Origin of the sequence: Planococcus sp. A6, from assembly GCF_028823615.1 — a bacterium.
GTDB lineage: Bacteria > Bacillota > Bacilli > Bacillales_A > Planococcaceae > Planococcus.
On record NZ_JAPEHT010000077.1, the window covers coordinates 1 to 15768 of the forward strand.

At 47.8% G+C, this 15768-nt stretch carries 16 protein-coding genes; 13 read left to right on the forward strand and 3 right to left on the reverse strand.

All coding sequences use genetic code 11. The features are described 5' to 3' along the window. Positions 1–67 precede the first annotated feature (67 nt). From ON064_RS11980 to ON064_RS11990, 3 genes are all read right to left on the reverse strand, one after another. Complete coding sequence (locus ON064_RS11980) at positions 68–655, reverse strand: hypothetical protein (RefSeq protein ID WP_121299995.1); 588 nt, start codon at positions 653–655, stop codon at positions 68–70. Between the two features lie 12 nt (positions 656–667). Then, the gene (ispG, locus tag ON064_RS11985) at positions 668–1786 is read right to left on the reverse strand and encodes a flavodoxin-dependent (E)-4-hydroxy-3-methylbut-2-enyl-diphosphate synthase (protein ID WP_274624961.1); all 1119 of its coding nucleotides are present in this window, start codon (positions 1784–1786) and stop codon (positions 668–670) included. Between the two features lie 191 nt (positions 1787–1977). Then, positions 1978–2487: a DUF1189 family protein gene (locus ON064_RS11990; protein WP_274624950.1), complete on the reverse strand. Its 510-nt coding sequence runs from the start codon at positions 2485–2487 to the stop codon at positions 1978–1980. Positions 2488–2657: 170 nt separating this feature from the next. On the opposite strand from ON064_RS11990, the gene ON064_RS11995 reads away from it, so the two are divergent. From ON064_RS11995 to ON064_RS12055, 13 genes are all read left to right on the forward strand, one after another. Next, a complete protein-coding gene (locus ON064_RS11995) occupies positions 2658–4289 on the forward strand; it encodes a Na/Pi cotransporter family protein (RefSeq protein WP_274624951.1) in 1632 nt (543 codons plus the stop codon). An 85-nt stretch (positions 4290–4374) separates the two neighbouring features. Then, positions 4375–4857, forward strand: a complete 483-nt coding sequence (locus tag ON064_RS12000) for a DUF456 domain-containing protein (RefSeq protein WP_121299987.1) — start codon at positions 4375–4377, stop codon at positions 4855–4857. A 117-nt stretch (positions 4858–4974) separates the two neighbouring features. Continuing rightward, positions 4975–5583: a superoxide dismutase SodA gene (sodA, locus tag ON064_RS12005; protein ID WP_058380907.1), complete on the forward strand. Its 609-nt coding sequence runs from the start codon at positions 4975–4977 to the stop codon at positions 5581–5583. A 112-nt stretch (positions 5584–5695) separates the two neighbouring features. Further along, positions 5696–7864: a penicillin-binding transpeptidase domain-containing protein gene (locus ON064_RS12010; RefSeq protein WP_274624952.1), complete on the forward strand. Its 2169-nt coding sequence runs from the start codon at positions 5696–5698 to the stop codon at positions 7862–7864. Between the two features lie 193 nt (positions 7865–8057). After that, a complete protein-coding gene (locus tag ON064_RS12015) occupies positions 8058–9014 on the forward strand; it encodes a PstS family phosphate ABC transporter substrate-binding protein (RefSeq protein ID WP_274624953.1) in 957 nt (318 codons plus the stop codon). A 71-nt stretch (positions 9015–9085) separates the two neighbouring features. Continuing rightward, the gene (gene pstC / locus ON064_RS12020; RefSeq protein ID WP_274624954.1) at positions 9086–10012 is read left to right on the forward strand and encodes a phosphate ABC transporter permease subunit PstC; all 927 of its coding nucleotides are present in this window, start codon (positions 9086–9088) and stop codon (positions 10010–10012) included. A gap of 1 nt (position 10013) precedes the next feature. Further along, entirely contained in the window at positions 10014–10892 is an 879-nt protein-coding gene (pstA, locus tag ON064_RS12025) for a phosphate ABC transporter permease PstA (protein WP_274624955.1), read from the forward strand. A 26-nt stretch (positions 10893–10918) separates the two neighbouring features. Then, a complete protein-coding gene (gene pstB / locus ON064_RS12030) occupies positions 10919–11740 on the forward strand; it encodes a phosphate ABC transporter ATP-binding protein PstB (RefSeq protein WP_274624956.1) in 822 nt (273 codons plus the stop codon). Positions 11741–11811: 71 nt separating this feature from the next. Beyond that, positions 11812–12471 carry a phosphate signaling complex protein PhoU gene (gene phoU, locus ON064_RS12035; protein WP_274624957.1) on the forward strand — a complete coding sequence of 220 codons (660 nt, stop codon included), beginning with the start codon at positions 11812–11814 and terminating at the stop codon, positions 12469–12471. A gap of 160 nt (positions 12472–12631) precedes the next feature. Continuing rightward, positions 12632–12781 (forward strand): 50S ribosomal protein L33, encoded by a 150-nt coding sequence (rpmG, locus tag ON064_RS12040; RefSeq protein ID WP_082799233.1) that lies wholly within the window; start codon positions 12632–12634, stop codon positions 12779–12781. A gap of 115 nt (positions 12782–12896) precedes the next feature. After that, positions 12897–13472: a 5-formyltetrahydrofolate cyclo-ligase gene (locus ON064_RS12045; protein WP_274624958.1), complete on the forward strand. Its 576-nt coding sequence runs from the start codon at positions 12897–12899 to the stop codon at positions 13470–13472. Continuing rightward, positions 13469–13675, forward strand: coding sequence for a YqgQ family protein (locus tag ON064_RS12050; protein ID WP_274624959.1), 207 nt, complete (start codon positions 13469–13471; stop codon positions 13673–13675). The genes ON064_RS12045 and ON064_RS12050 overlap by 4 nt, the downstream gene beginning before the upstream one ends. A gap of 155 nt (positions 13676–13830) precedes the next feature. Further along, entirely contained in the window at positions 13831–15732 is a 1902-nt protein-coding gene (locus tag ON064_RS12055; protein ID WP_274624960.1) for an LTA synthase family protein, read from the forward strand. Positions 15733–15768 lie beyond the last annotated feature (36 nt).

Genomic DNA, 15768 nt, shown 5'->3' on the forward strand with positions numbered 1-15768 from the left:
TTTTCATCTGCTTACGATAGAAACGGGCAAATAAAAAAAGAGCGCAAGTTTGACTTGCGCTCTTCGTTTACCGCTTGAGCAATTCCTGTTGGACGCCGAATTCTTTTTTCACCCATTGTTCGGCTTCGAGCCAATCATAGACGCGGACCACTTTATTCGGCACCGGCTCACGGTTGTAAGGGGTATCGAACAAAATAACCGGGATGTCCAGTTCCTCAGAAATCTCAACTGCATTGTCATGTTTGTCTTCGAAAAACAAATCGACATTATGCGCTTTGGCGGTGCTGATTTTTTTATGCGTGCCGATCAATTCGATATGGTCGTAAGCAATGGCATGCTGTTCGAACCAATCGAATGTAACGTTTCGCACGTTATCTCCGCGAGCGGAGATAAAATACAGTTCGTATTGGTCTTTCCAGTTATTGATGATTTGCTTGGCGTCTTTCGAAATAGGGGAAGACGCATAAATTTTCGGTTCGTGCTTTTTGAACCAGGAGTAGAACTCTTTTTTGTCGAGCTGCGGCAAAGCCGCTGTCAGGTCGTATTCCCGGATATCTTCGATGGTCAATTCACTGCCAAACGCTTCATTGATATGCGGAATCAACGAAGTGGGACAGGTGACGGTGCCATCGATATCGATGCCAAATCGGTACATATGATCACAACCTTATACTTGTTGTTGTTCCAATTCTTTTTGTTTTTTCTCTTCTGCTTGTTTGGCGAAATATTCTTCTGCCAATTTATCGATCTCGATCTTCAATTCCTCGACCATTGTTTCTTCAGGCACTTTACGGACTGTTTTTCCGTGCATGAAGAGCAGGCCTTCGCCGCGTGCGCCGGCAATGCCGATATCAGCTTCGCGTGCTTCACCCGGGCCGTTCACGGCACAGCCGAGCACAGCGACTTTAAGCGGTGCTTTGATGTGGGAGATGTATTCTTCCACTTCGTTCGCGATGGAAATCAAATCGATTTCGATGCGTCCACAAGTCGGGCATGAGATGAGCGTCGCTGCGTTTGAAGATAGTCCGAAAACTTTCAATAGTTCACGGGCTACTTTGACTTCTTCGACAGGGTCTGCGCTCAAGGAGACGCGGAGCGTGTTGCCGATGCCTTTGGCGAGCAATGCCCCAAGACCTGCAGAACTTTTCACGGTTCCTGAGAACAATGTACCGGATTCCGTGATGCCGAGGTGGAGCGGGTAGTCGAATGCTTTCGATGCTTTCTCGTATGCTTCGATGGCTAGGCTCACGTCGGAGGCTTTCAGTGACACGATGATGTCGTGAAAATCAAGGTCTTCTAGGATCTTGATATGGTGCAATGCTGATTCCACCATGCCGTCCGCTGTCGGATAGCCGTATTTCTCGAGAATTTTCCGTTCGAGTGAACCGGCGTTGACGCCGATGCGGATCGGGATGCCTTTCGCTTTTGCAGCGTTGACAACCGCTTCGACTTTTTCGCGGCGGCCGATATTGCCTGGATTGATGCGGATTTTATCGGCACCTTGCTCGATGGCGATCAACGCTAATTTGTAGTCGAAATGGATATCGACGACCAAAGGGATATTGATGCGTTTCTTGATTTCGCCGATGGCATAAGCTGCTCGCTCATCGGGGCAAGCGACACGGACGACTTGGCATCCGGCTTCTTCAAGGCGGAGAATCTCCGCGACCGTTGCTTCTACGTCGTGTGTTTTCGTTGTTGCCATACTTTGTATGAATAGTTCATTGCTGCCGCCAATCGTTATATCGCCGACTTTGACGGGGCGTGTTTTTGAACGGTGAGTCATTTCGCTCATGTTAAAAATCTCTCCTTTTTGTGAGTTTCCGGTAATCCGGACGGTTCACTCAGCTTTCTATGCACGGATTTCACGTGCGAGTCTATTTCTCTTGCCTATAGCCATTTTAGCAGTGTCTCGTTTGAAAAGACAAGAAAGACGGCTGTAAGCGCAGGATTCTTTACAGCGCTGCAATACAAGCACTATTTTTTTGCGGGTGGGGCTTTTGGATAGAAACGAGCTGCACTATATAGAAGAAACAGTGTCCAGATGGAAGTCGCGAGGGATATCCATAAGTTATTGGTCCAGAAGCTCGCGACGTACGCAACAATGGTTGGGACGGTGACAGCAAGTGCAGCTGTACGCCACATATGGCGGTATTCACCGCGACGCTTGAGCAATACAAGGAAGCCATAGCCGAATGCCGCAAAGACGCTGATTTTGATGAAATGGTAGAGCGTCGTCGAGACGAATAGAAAAATGAGTGCAAACGGGTACAGCAGCCAATCGATTTCTTCTATGAATTGCAGCAGGCCTTCCAGTTCAGAGGAGCTCGAGCCGATGCCGAGTGTGAATTCGGTGAATGAAATAAGCGACAGCAAAGCGATGAAAAGAAAAACGAATTTCAGAATGCGTCCGATCGGCATGATACGGACCGCCGCCCGTTTTTTCGGTTCCATAAAACTTGCTTTGAATAGTTGATAGAGGTTCACATCGATCTTCCTTTCCTTATGTATTGTAATATTATCACGTTAAATAGGGAATGCCGGGGTCTTATGTTACGGGTTTGTAAATTTTCAATAAAGGTATTTACATTTACTTAGCGAAGTCTTCATAATAGGTGAGGTGTCATTACGTTATATTTAGGAGTTGAATGTGAATCGTGGAAATGAATTGGCAGGAATTACTGTTTACCTTCTTTGGGGGACTCGGTATTTTCCTATTCTCAATCAAGTATATGGGTGACGCTTTGCAGAAAGCTGCGGGCGATAAACTACGGGACATTTTGGACCGTTTTACGACCAATCCGTTCATGGGTGTCTTGGTTGGTATCATTGTAACCATCCTGATCCAGTCGAGTTCAGGAACAACCGTTATCGTTGTCGGACTCGTCAGTGCCGGTTTCATGACGCTTAGACAAGCGATCGGCGTCATCATGGGTGCGAATATCGGGACAACCGTGACGGCATTCATTATCGGTCTCGATGTTGGAGCCTACTCACTGCCGATCATGGCAGTAGGTGCATTCTTGATTTTCTTCTTCAAGAAAAACCAAATCCAAAACATCGGCCAAGTCATCTTCGGCTTTGGCGGCTTGTTCTTCGGGATGGAAACGATGAGCGGCGCGATGAAGCCGCTGCGTGAATTGCCAGCATTCATCGACATGACTGTCAACTTGAGTGAATTCCCAATCCTTGGCGTTGCAGCTGGGACAATCTTTACATTCATCGTCCAAAGTTCGAGCGGAACGATTGCCATTCTTCAAGGTTTGTATGCAGAGAACCTGCTCAGCCTCGATGCTGCTTTGCCGGTTCTATTCGGTGACAACATCGGAACGACCGTCACAGCCGTGCTCGCAGCACTCGGTACATCCATTGCAGCGCGCCGTGCAGCAGCTGTCCACGTTCTGTTCAATGTCATCGGCTCCATTATCTTCCTAATCCTGCTGGTGCCGTTTACAGCATACGTCGAATGGCTCACAGCCGTATTGAATTTGGAAGCGAAAATGCAGATTGCCTTCGCGCACGGGACGTTCAACATTGCGAACACTTTGATTCAATTCCCATTGATCGGGGCCTGGGCATACCTTGTTACGAAAGTGATTCCTGGCGACGAAGTACTTGTCGAATTCAAGCCGAAGCATCTGGACTTAAACTTCATCGAGCAATCGCCATCGATCGCTCTTGGCCAGGCCAAAGAAGAAGTGTTGCGCATGGGTAAATATTCTGTGCAAGGACTGGAAGAAACGTATGAGTATTTGAAAACGAAAAGCAAGAAACATGCTGAAATGGGCTATCAATTGGAAGATGCCATCAATAACCTGGATGGCAAAATTACCGATTACCTGGTGCTCATTTCCGCAGAATCGATTTCGGCAGCGGATTCCACTCGCCACACGATGCTGATGGAAACGGTCCGTGATATCGAACGGATCGGCGACCATTTCGAGAACATCATCGAATTGATCGATTACCAAGAAGCCAATAAAGTGAAATTGACCGGCGAAGCAATGGAAGACTTGGACGAAATGTTCACATTGACCATTGCCACGGTTTCGAAATCACTTGATGCACTCGACACGACAAGCCACGAACTTGCTCGTGAAGTGGCAGAGCAGGAAGACCTGATCGACAAAATGGAACGCAAATTCCGTAAAAAACACATCCTTCGCCTGAACGAAGGCGCATGTTCCGCACAAGCGGGAATCGTCTTCGTCGATATCGTCAGCAACTTGGAGCGGATCGGCGACCACTCCGTCAATATCGCGGAAGCCATCCTCGGCAACCGCACTTGATCCATACTCCCTTTCATCCTTTACATTTCTTGAAATGTAGGGCACGATGAAAGGGAGTTTTTATATCGGAAAAGGAGGGTTCGTGATGCTCGAAATTGTCGGCTGGGTTTTTGTAATTGTGTTTTTTGCCATCGGTTTCATCGGACTTGTGTATCCGGTCATCCCGGCGTCGCTGTTCATTTTCGGCGGATTCATCATTTATGGCCTATTTTTCAGCTTTGCTGATTTGCCATGGTGGTTCTGGCTCATCGAAATCTTATTCGTCCTGTTATTGTTCGGTGCAGACTTTTTGGCCAATGCAGTCGGCGTGAAAAAATTCGGCGGTTCAAAAGCGGGTTTGGTGGGCAGTACTGTCGGATTGATTTTCGGCCCATTTATCATCCCGTTTGCCGGCATTCTCATTGGCCCGTTCCTCGGCGCCATCATCGCAGAGATGCTCGTCAACAAATCATCGATTAAAAAATCGATTCGCTCCGGAATCGGTTCGGTGGTCGGTTTTATTACTTCCGCACTGACAAAAGGCATCATTCAGGCCGTGATGGTCGGCTTGTTCTTCTGGGTGATTTGACTGCCGTCTCCGACTAAGGTCTGAAAAAGGCAGGTCCATATGCTTTATATTTGTGTCGGTTTGAAAATTTTGATACGCTAAGAAAGTAGAACAATAGACTCAAGGAGGAATTTAATCATGGCATACGAACTACCGGAACTACCTTACGCGTACGATGCGCTAGAACCGCACATCGACAAAGAGACAATGAACATTCACCACACGAAACACCACAACACGTACGTAACAAACGTAAATGCGGCCTTGGAAGGTCATGACGATCTTTCTTCAAAATCAATTGAAGAATTGGTTTCTGATTTGAACGCAGTGCCGGAAGATATCCGCACAGCTGTCCGCAACAACGGCGGCGGCCATGCGAACCACTCGCTATTCTGGCAGCTTCTTTCCCCGAATGGTGGCGGACAGCCGACTGGCGCAGTAGCTGACGCGATCAACAGCAAATTCGGAAGCTTTGACGAGTTCAAAGAAAAATTCGAAGCTGCAGGCAAAACACGTTTCGGTTCTGGCTGGGCTTGGCTAGTCGTCTCTAACGGCGAGCTTGAAGTCACTTCAACGCCAAACCAGGATTCTCCACTATCTGAAGGCAAAACGCCGATTCTTGGAGTGGACGTTTGGGAGCATGCTTACTACTTGAAATACCAGAACCGACGCCCTGACTATTTGGCAGCATTCTGGAATGTTGTTAACTGGGACGAAGTTTCCAAGCGCTACGAAGCTGCTAAATAATTGTTAAATATTGAAACCTGGACACACACTTTTTTGTCTGAAAAAGTGTGTGTTTTTTTATGTCCGTGCTATACTAACAACTGGATATTTTTTTGAAAGGAGCTACGTGCTCATGAAAACCCCTCAAAAACGTCGTGTGTCGCTGGCAAAGTCCAAACTCCAGTCCAATACGACCTTTCGGATGAACATTCTCTTTTTTGCTATTTTTCTGCTGTTTTCCATGCTCATCCTGCGGCTAGGGTATTTGCAGATTGTTAAAGGGGAAGATTATGCCCGGGCGATTGCGAGAACCGAGGAAGTTGCGGTCAATACAAGCGTGCCGCGTGGCAGGATTTTTGATTCCGCCGGGCGCCTGCAAGTCGATAACGAGCCCGTCAACAGCATTACCTATACGAAGATGCAGACGACCAAGAGCAGCGAGATGATGGAAGTGGCAAAAGAACTCGCCAAATTGATCGAAAAAGATACGAAGAAAGTGACTTTGCGCGATAAGCAAGACTTTTACATACAATTGAATACAGAGAGCGCCACGGAAAAAGTGACACCGGAAGAACGTGCTGCGATCGAGGCTGAGGATATTCCTCAGAAAGAGAAGCAGCAGAAGCTCGATGCTTTAGTCCGCGAGAAAATCACGGATGAAGAACTTAATAGCCTGACAGAGGAACAATTGGAAGTTCTCGCGATTTACCGGGAAATGTCATCAGGCTATGCCTTATCGCCGCAGATCATTAAAGGCGAAGGCGTGACCGATGAAGAATTTGCCGTGGTGTCAGAGCGCTTGACCGATCCGAAGCTGGAAGGAGTCAATACAATCACCGACTGGAAGCGTGTGAAAATGACCGATTTGACGATTCTCGGCAGCACGACAACACCTGACCAAGGGATTCCAGCCAATCGTCTTGATTATTATCTAAGCCGTGATTATTCCCGCAATGACCGCGTCGGCACGAGCTTTTTGGAGCAGCAGTATGAAGATGTGCTGCAAGGGCAGAAATCGAGCGTCAAAAACGTCACTGACGGGCGTGGGCGTGTCATCGAAACAGTGCCTGTAGATGAAGGCGAGCCCGGAAAAGACTTGGTGCTGACGATAGACAGCGAACTCCAGTATGAGTTGGAAAAAATCGTCGAAGAGAAGTTGCTTGCTTTAAAAGCGGGCCCGAACTCACAGCTAGTCAAGGATGCGTACTTGGTCATGATGGACCCTAAAACGGGGGATGTGTTGTCGATGGTCGGTAAACGCGTCGGTGAAGATGAAAATGGCAAGCGTGTCGTCAATGACTACGCGTTCGGTACCTTTACGGCTGCCCACGAAATGGGGTCCACCGTTAAGGGGGCCACTTTGCTGACAGGATATGAGCAAGACGCTGTCGAGATTGGCGAAGTGCAAATCGATGAACCACTGAAGTTTAAGAGCACTAAACAGAAAAATTCAATTTTCAACACGACACCGTTTAATCGCATCCCGATGAACGATTTGATGGCGATTGAACGTTCATCCAACGTCTATATGTTTAAAATTGCATTAAAAATTGCAGGTTTGGAATATCAGTATAACCGAGGTCTCAATATAGGGCCTGAAAGCTTTGGAATCATGCGTAACTCGTTTGCGCAATTTGGGCTCGGAGTAGAGACCGGTATTGATTTGCCGAATGAAGGCACCGGCTATCTTGGGAATACGAGCCGAGGGAGTTTACTGCTAGACCTAGCTATTGGCCAGTTTGATACGTATACACCGATGCAACTCGCCCAATATATTTCTACTATCGCAAACGACGGCTACCGTATGCAGCCGCATGTCGTCAAGGAGATCCGAAAAGCTTCTCCAGACGGCGAGACGCTCGGTCCGATCGAGACGGTCATCGAACCGAAGATCATGAACCGCATCAATAATACGCAAGAAGAAATCGACCGTGTTAAAGAAGGGATGCGCAATGTGTATATCGGCAGCTCCGGTTCAGCACGCGCCCAGTTTAGCGACACGCCATACACCGCGGCCGGCAAGACCGGGACAGCGGAAGCGATCTTCTATGACCGCGACCACCCATTACACAATACGTTAAACGTCAACATTGCACACGTCGGCTTCGCTCCTTACGAAGATCCGGAAATTGCTTACGCCGTTGTCATTCCGTATGTGACGACCGATCCAACCAAAGTGCCAAAGACCAATAACGAAATCGCCCGCGCAGCAGCAGACAAGTATTTCGAATTGAAAGAACAGCGCAGCGAAGACGAAGCGAATGAAATCAAGCCGCCTTTTAGCGGAACACGAATTGAATAAAATAGCTTTCCATCTAGATGAAACAAACCGCCCAACCAAAGTCCTGAAACGGACGCTGGTTGGGCGGTTTTTGTTTTTTTCAATAAGACTTTGGTCATTTACAATTTCTTAACAATGGCTTCATATGTCCTCAACAATAGAATCGTATAGTTGGTCTTGTAAACAACAAACCATATTAGGGGGAAACATTAAAATGAGAAACTGGAAGTTCGCTATGGCATCAACAATTCTTGGAACGGCATTTCTACTTGGCGCATGTGGCAGCACAGAAGAAACTGCAACAGGCAGCGAAACGGCTGATTCCGCTTCAGACGAAGCAGTACTAGAAGGTTCGGTCACTGGTGATGGATCATCTACAGTCGCGCCAATCCTCGAAGGCATTGTTGAAGAATACGCAGCAGTTCAACCTGAAGTCCAAGTAACGGTCGGTGTTTCCGGTACGGGCGGTGGATTCGAAAAATTTATCCAAGGTGAAACAGCTTTCTCGAATGCTTCTCGACCAATTAAAGAAGAAGAAGCAGCTGCTCTAGAAGAAGCAGGCATCGAATACACAGAATTCCTTCTTGCTTATGACGGGCTATCAGTAGTCGTCAACCAGGAAAACGACTGGGTAGAGGATTTGACAGTTGAAGACCTGAAAAAACTTTGGGTAGAAGATGGCAGCACGAAAATGTGGTCAGACATCAACCCGGAATGGCCGGATGAAGAAGTCGTATTCTATGCACCAGGTACAGCTTCTGGAACATACGATTATTTCAATGAAGTCATCCTAGAAGAAGAAGACATCGTCGAATCGGCGACATTGTCTGAAGATGACAACACGCTTGTACAAGGAATCCAAGGAGATCCAAATGCGATCGGATTCTTCGGCTATGCATACTACATCGCGAACCAAGATACATTGAAAGTCGTAACTATTGATGGCGTCGAGCCAACTCCTGAAACAATCGAATCCGGTGACTATTCGCCACTGTCACGCCCGCTCTTCACTTACGCCAACAATGCGAAAATTGCTGAAGATGAAGCGGCATACGATTTCATGCAGTTCACTTTAGAGAATGCTGGGCAAATGGCTGAAGCTGTCGGATACGTTCCATTGGCAGTAGAGGATTATGAACAAGGCTTGGCAGATCTTGAAGCGTTGAAATAAATCAAGTTGCAAGTTCAGTCTTAGGGTGAGCAGCTGCTGCTCGCCTTTTGCGGTTGAAAGGGGATTCTATTATGCGCACATCGGTTCAAGAACTGATCGCAAAGTCGAAAGATAAGAAGAGCAAAAAAATCATTGAGAAACTCATACCGGTTTTGTTGTTCCTGATCGCTTCTGTTTCGGTCTTGACAACCATCGGTATTGTCTTGACATTAATCATAGAAACGGTCACTTTCTTTACAAGAGTGCCACTGTCCGAATTCATCCTTGGCACAACTTGGCTGCCGTTCGCCAATAGCGGAGCGCAATTCGGCATTTGGCCGTTAATCGTCGGCACATTGAAAATTACCGGCATCGCGATTGTCGTGGCTGTGCCGATCGGTATTTCGGCTGCCATTTACTTGAGCGAATATGCTTCTGACAACGTAAGACGCGTCGTCAAGCCGGTTCTTGAAGTCTTGGCAGGAGTCCCAACTATCGTCTACGGCTTTTTCGCCTTAACGTTTGTGACGCCTGTATTGCAAAGCTTTTTCCCGGAGATCAAGATTTTCAATGCGATTTCACCAGGGATTGTCGTCGGCATCATGATCATCCCGATGATCGCATCATTGTCGGAAGACGCCATGTCGTCTGTCCCGAAAAGCATTCGCGATGGCGCGCTTGCCATGGGTTCGACAAAATTTGAAGTCGCTTGGAAAATCACCGTTCCCGCAGCATTGTCCGGCATCATTGCGTCGGTTGTACTCGGCTTGTCCCGTGCGATCGGCGAGACGATGATCGTTTCGCTTGCGGCAGGTTCAACGCCGAAATTCGATGGCGATTTCACTGGTTCGATCCAGACGATGACAGCCTATATCGTGCAAGTATCCAAAGGCGATGCCGGCTATGGAACGACGATCTACTATTCCATCTATGCGGTCGGGTTTACCTTATTCCTCTTCACGATGGCGATGAATATCCTGGCTGGGTATATGTCAAAACGTTTCCGGGAGGAATATTAAGATGAGATACATTGAACAGGAAAAAGTCGTCCGGCGCATGAACGGCCGGATGGTCGTCAACCGGGTCTTTCAAGGGCTCTTCATGTTTGCGACGGCGCTCGCGCTGCTGGCGTTGGTCATCTTGCTGTACCGGATCGTCAGTCAAGGAGCGGGACATCTATCGCTCGATTTCCTTACCAATTTCGCTTCACGGTTCCCGGATCAAGCGGGGATTAAAGCGGCGCTCGTCGGGTCGATCTGGCTGATGGCTGTAGTTGCCCCGACATCCATTTTGCTCGGTGTGGGATCTGCGATTTATTTAGAAGAATACGCCAAAAAAGGGCGCATCACGACATTTATCCAAATGAATATCTCTAACTTGGCGGGGGTTCCGTCAGTCGTCTTCGGACTTTTGGGATTGACGATTTTTGTCCGCGCATTAGCGCTCGGCAACAGTATCCTTGCAGCAGGCTTTACGATGAGCTTGCTCATCCTGCCGGTCATTATCGTCGCGGCACAGGAAGCGATCCGTTCGGTTCCGGGCGAATTGCGCGACGCATCGTACGGAATGGGCGCAACCAAATGGCAGACCATCGTGCGCATCATCTTGCCGGCAGCGATTCCTGGCATCTTGACAGGCAGCATTCTTGCCTTGTCACGGGCCATCGGCGAAACGGCACCTTTGATCGTGGTCGGCATCCCGGTCATCATCCAGTTTTTGCCGGAAGGTGTCATGGATACGTTCACGGCGTTGCCGATGCAGATTTACGACTGGTCAAGCCGCCCGCAAGCTGAATTCCAAACGGTTGCAGCTGCTGGGATCATTGTCTTGATGGTCGTGTTGCTATTCATGAATTCAGTAGCAGTCTTCATTCGGAACAAATTCGATAAATCCTATTAAAGTGTCATGCGGAAGGGGAGTTCATTATGAACACAGCAACAATCAAAACGAAAATCAATGCAGCACAGCCTACCTCATTAGAACAAGTTGAGAAGGAAAGTGTTTATAGCACGCGCCAATTGAATTTATGGTATGGCAATAACCACGCCTTGAAAAACATAGACTTGGAAATCGGGGAAAACGAAGTTACGGCGATTATCGGGCCATCAGGCTGTGGGAAATCGACTTATTTGAAAACCTTGAACCGCATGGTGGAACTGGTGCCTTCTGTGAAGACTTCAGGGGAAATCCACTACCGCGGCCGCAATATCTTCGATTCCAGTTATGGTGTTGAAGAATTGCGCACACGCGTCGGCATGGTGTTTCAAAAGCCGAACCCGTTCCCGAAATCGATTTACGACAATATCGCTTATGGCCCGCGCATCCATGGCATCAAAAACAAGAAAATCCTAGACGAAATCGTCGAAAAAAGCTTGCGCGGCGCAGCCATCTGGGACGAAGTGAAAGACCGCCTGAACGAAAATGCATATGGCATCTCGGGCGGCCAACAGCAACGGATTTGCATCGCGCGGACATTGGCGATTGAACCGGACGTCATCTTGATGGATGAGCCGACATCTGCACTTGACCCGATTTCGACTTTGAAAATTGAAGAATTGGTACAGGAATTGAAAGAGCAATACAGCATCATCATCGTCACGCATAATATGCAGCAAGCTGCGCGGATTTCCGATAAAACTGCCTTCTTCTTGAACGGCGAAGTCATCGAATATGACCGCACGGATACAATCTTCTCGAACCCTGCAGATAAGCGGACAGAGGATTACATCTCAGGTCGATTCGGCTGACCCGCAACTCTAATCAGCGGGAACGAGCTTCCTGCTGGCCTTTAGAAATGGATGAATGGGAGGAACAGTAAATGGCAGTACGCGAAAAGTTTGAATATGAATTACACTCAGCACAAGAACAATTGATTACTCTGAGCACGATGGCCATCGATGCACTCGACAAATCGATGAAGGCGCTTATCGCCCACGACATCGACAAAGCGCTTCAAGTAATCGACGAGGACGCCGATATCAACCGCCTCGAAGAAGAACTGAACGATCAGGTGATCCTCTTGATCGCCAAGCAATCACCCGTTGCGACCGATCTACGGCGCTTGATCGTCACGATCAAAGTCGCGTCGGATATGGAGCGGGTTGGGGATTACGCCGTTAATATCGCTAAAGAAACGATCCGCATCGGTCAGCAAGACCTGCTTGAGCCAATCAACAAAATCCAGCGCATGCATGAACTCGCCACCTCCATGCTGCGCCAGGGCATTGATGCCCTTATAGAAGAAGATGTGGAAAAAGCCAAGGAAATTGCCGACCTCGATGACGAAGTGGACGATTTGTATGGTGAAGCAATTCGGCTGTTGTTCCAGCACAGCGCTAAAGAGCCCGAAAAGCTCAGCCAAGTGACACAGTTGGCATTTGTTTGCCGCTATATGGAACGTTCTGCGGATTACGCGACCAATATCGCGGAGCAATTGTTCTACCTCGTCCGCGGCCGCCATTACGATCTGAACAAATGACAAAAAACCACAGCGCCGGCTGTGGTTTTTTATTTAGGGAAATGATGGGGAAGCATCATTTTTCAGTGGACAATCACTGAAGGTATGCTATAATAATTAAGTCGTATAGATCACGCTTATTAATGAAATGGATTTTTTGAAAGAATTGGGAGGGATATCGATGCGTGTAAACATTACACTAGCTTGCACAGACTGTGGCGAAAGAAACTACAGCACTGTTAAAAATAAGCGCAACAACCCTGAGCGTCTTGAATTGAAAAAATATTGCTCACGTGAAAAGAAAATGACAACACACCGTGAAACGAAGTAAGTAATTGACTGCCAAAACCTCTCGGGGTTTTGGCTTTTTCTTTTGTTATGCGCAGTTTACTATAGAAACTATACATAGAGACAATCTACAGTTCAGCAGAAGGGGCGTTTGCGTAATGGAAAAAGCAGTGTTGAGGAAATCGGTCATCGGCCAAATGAGTGAACTTACAAAATCACAACATGCCCAAATGTCATCGGCGATTTTAGAGAAACTTCTGGAAGATCCCGATTTTCAAAAAGCTGAAACTGTCGGGGTGACCATCTCGCGCTGGCCGGAAGTGGATACGATTCCGCTTATCGAAACGTGTTGGCGGCTGGGCAAAAGAGTCGCCGCCCCGAAATGTTTTGCAAAAGACCGGACGATGGATTTCCGGCTGTTCAACAAGCTCGGCCAATTGGAAGTGGTGTACATGGACCTCCAGGAACCGATCAAAGCCGAAACAGAAGCGATCGGCCCCGAAAGCATCGATTTATTGATTGTGCCGGGTGTTGTCTTTACACAAAGCGGCTATCGAATCGGCTTCGGCGGAGGCTATTATGACCGCTATTTAAGCGGCTTTAACGGCAATACGCGGTCGCTGGCATTCGACTTTCAGTTGGCTGGCGAATTGCCTGTCGAAAGCCACGACATCCCAGTCGATGGCATCATCACGGAAAAACGAACAATCGATTCGAAGGCGGTGAGAGCATGAAAGAGCTTTACGATGTAATGCAATTACTGAAAAGATACGGAACGATCGTCTATACGGCGGATTTTATTTCGGATCTCGATCTGATGGAATCCGATATTCGCGAGCTGTACGACCACGATTTCATCACGCCGCGTGAATACGCATCTGCCTTGATGATTTTGCGGCAGAAACGCACAGAATACGAGAAAAAAGGAAAATCATGAAACCGAAAGCGTTTTGGTGCGTCTATTAAGGGTAATTGCTTTCGCTCGAAGGTGATTTGTTCTATACTATAAGGTATTGAATTTCCAATTTACTTGAAACTGAAATTCGCGCGAACCGGACAAACGCTCCGGTAAGACGAGGAGGATGTGCGGCAATGAAAAACAAAGAATGGCCTAAGCATTCGGTCTTGGCCATCGCAGTCATCGCGACATGGCTGACGACATATGTCGTCTACAAAACGGCCTTTTCCATTACCATCGACAATGCATTGCAGGAATTCATCCTGTTCTTGAACCCATTAAGCTTACTATTATTCGCCTATGGAGGCGCGCTCTTCTTCAAGAGCAAGAAAGCACGAAACCGCTATATCGTCATAATCGCTGTCGTTACATCGATTATCTTGTACGGTAATGTGGCGTTTTACCGCTTCTTCACGGATTTCATCACACTGCCGGTATTGTTCCAGACCGACAATTTCGGTGATCTTGGCAATAGTGCGGCCGAAAGTGTCTATTGGAGCGATATTCTCTATTTTGCCGATATCATCATCATTCTTTTGGCAATGCGCTTCGTGAAAGAGAAGCAGTCCGCAGTCAAATCAGCGGCGACACACCGCAAAGCATATTTTGTCCTATCGGCAGCTGTCTTGTTCTTCAACCTTGGCCTTGCCGAAGCGGAACGCCCGCAGCTATTGACGAGAAGCTTTGACCGCGAAATGCTCGTCAAGAACCTAGGGATGTACAATTACCACCTGTATGATGTCTATATCCAATCGAAATCACAAGCACAACGAGCGCTTGCGGATGGCTCTGAATTGACGGAAGTGACCAACTACGTCCGTTCGAACCAGGCAGAACCAGCTGAAGAGATGTTCGGCGCAGCGGAAGGACGCAATTTAATCGTCGTCACGCTCGAATCCTTGCAAACCTTCGTCTTGAACAATGAAATGAACGGAGAGACCGTTACGCCGTTCATGAATGAATTGACACAAGACGAAGATACGATTTATTTCCCGAACTTTTACCACCAGACTGGGCTTGGGAAAACTTCCGACTCAGAGTTCTTGCTCGAGACCGGCATGTACCCGTTGAGCGGTGGCGCGGTGTTCTTTACGCATAGCGGCAATACATTCAATTCCATGGCGGAAAAGATGGGCAACGAAGGGTATACGACCAATGTCCAGCACGCCAATACGAAAAGCTTCTGGAACCGCGACATGATGTACGAATCGCTTGAGATCGACAAGTTCTATGATATCCAGAGCTATACAGTAGGCGAAGGGCAAGCCGTCAACTGGGGCATGAAGGACATTCCGTTCTTCGAGCAATCCGTCGGCCATATGTCTGAAATGCAGCAGCCGTTCTACACGCGCCTGTTGTCGCTTACGAATCACCATCCGTTCACGTTGGACGAAGAAGACAAGCTGATTGAGGAATTCGATTCCAATTCAGGCACCTTGAACCGCTATTTCCAGACGGTGCGTTATTTAGATGAAGCCGTCAAATCCTTGTTCGAAGATTTGAAGGAACAAGGCTTGTACGAAAACTCCATCATTGTGATGTACGGCGACCACTACGGTATCTCCGACAACCACAACGAAGCGATGGCGCAGTATCTAGGCAAGGAAATTACGCCGTATGAATCGGCGCAATTGCAAAAAGTGCCATTTTTCGTCCATATCCCAGGTTATGAAAAGGGCTATGTCGATGAAGAAATCGGCGGCCAAGTGGATATGCGTTCAACGATCCTTCATTTGATGGGCATGGAAACCGAAAAAGACATTCAATTCGGCGGAGATTTATTCTCTGAAGAACACGAGGAATTCGTCATTTTCCGTGACGGGCGCTTTGTGACTGATGAATATGTCTATGCGGCGAATGTCTGCTACGATATCGAAACAGGCGAACCGGTAGAAGACCAAAGCGTATGCGACCCATATGCTGAACGTGCCCTCGAGGAGCTCCGGTATTCCGAATCGATCATCAACGGCGACTTGCTGAGGTTCTACGAAGAAGAAAATGGCCAATTAAAAACATTGGATGAACAACAACCGTAATGCAAAAAGGGCTGCCAAACCGATATGGTTCTGGCA

Excerpts from the sequence above, each read along its gene's own strand:
- pstA (WP_274624955.1), top strand. The coding sequence starts at position 10,014 with ATGAGATACATTGAACAGGAAAAAGTCGTCCGGCGCATGAACGGCCGG.
- pstB (WP_274624956.1), top strand. The coding sequence starts at position 10,919 with ATGAACACAGCAACAATCAAAACGAAAATCAATGCAGCACAGCCTACC.
- ON064_RS11980 (WP_121299995.1), bottom strand. The coding sequence starts at position 655 with ATGTACCGATTTGGCATCGATATCGATGGCACCGTCACCTGTCCCACT.
- ON064_RS12045 (WP_274624958.1), top strand. The coding sequence starts at position 12,897 with ATGGAAAAAGCAGTGTTGAGGAAATCGGTCATCGGCCAAATGAGTGAA.
- pstC (WP_274624954.1), top strand. The coding sequence starts at position 9,086 with ATGCGCACATCGGTTCAAGAACTGATCGCAAAGTCGAAAGATAAGAAG.
- ON064_RS12015 (WP_274624953.1), top strand. The coding sequence starts at position 8,058 with ATGAGAAACTGGAAGTTCGCTATGGCATCAACAATTCTTGGAACGGCA.
- ON064_RS12050 (WP_274624959.1), top strand. The coding sequence starts at position 13,469 with ATGAAAGAGCTTTACGATGTAATGCAATTACTGAAAAGATACGGAACG.
- phoU (WP_274624957.1), top strand. The coding sequence starts at position 11,812 with ATGGCAGTACGCGAAAAGTTTGAATATGAATTACACTCAGCACAAGAA.
- sodA (WP_058380907.1), top strand. The coding sequence starts at position 4,975 with ATGGCATACGAACTACCGGAACTACCTTACGCGTACGATGCGCTAGAA.
- ON064_RS12010 (WP_274624952.1), top strand. The coding sequence starts at position 5,696 with ATGAAAACCCCTCAAAAACGTCGTGTGTCGCTGGCAAAGTCCAAACTC.
- ON064_RS12000 (WP_121299987.1), top strand. The coding sequence starts at position 4,375 with ATGCTCGAAATTGTCGGCTGGGTTTTTGTAATTGTGTTTTTTGCCATC.
- ON064_RS12055 (WP_274624960.1), top strand. The coding sequence starts at position 13,831 with ATGAAAAACAAAGAATGGCCTAAGCATTCGGTCTTGGCCATCGCAGTC.
- rpmG (WP_082799233.1), top strand. The coding sequence starts at position 12,632 with ATGCGTGTAAACATTACACTAGCTTGCACAGACTGTGGCGAAAGAAAC.
- ispG (WP_274624961.1), bottom strand. The coding sequence starts at position 1,786 with ATGACTCACCGTTCAAAAACACGCCCCGTCAAAGTCGGCGATATAACG.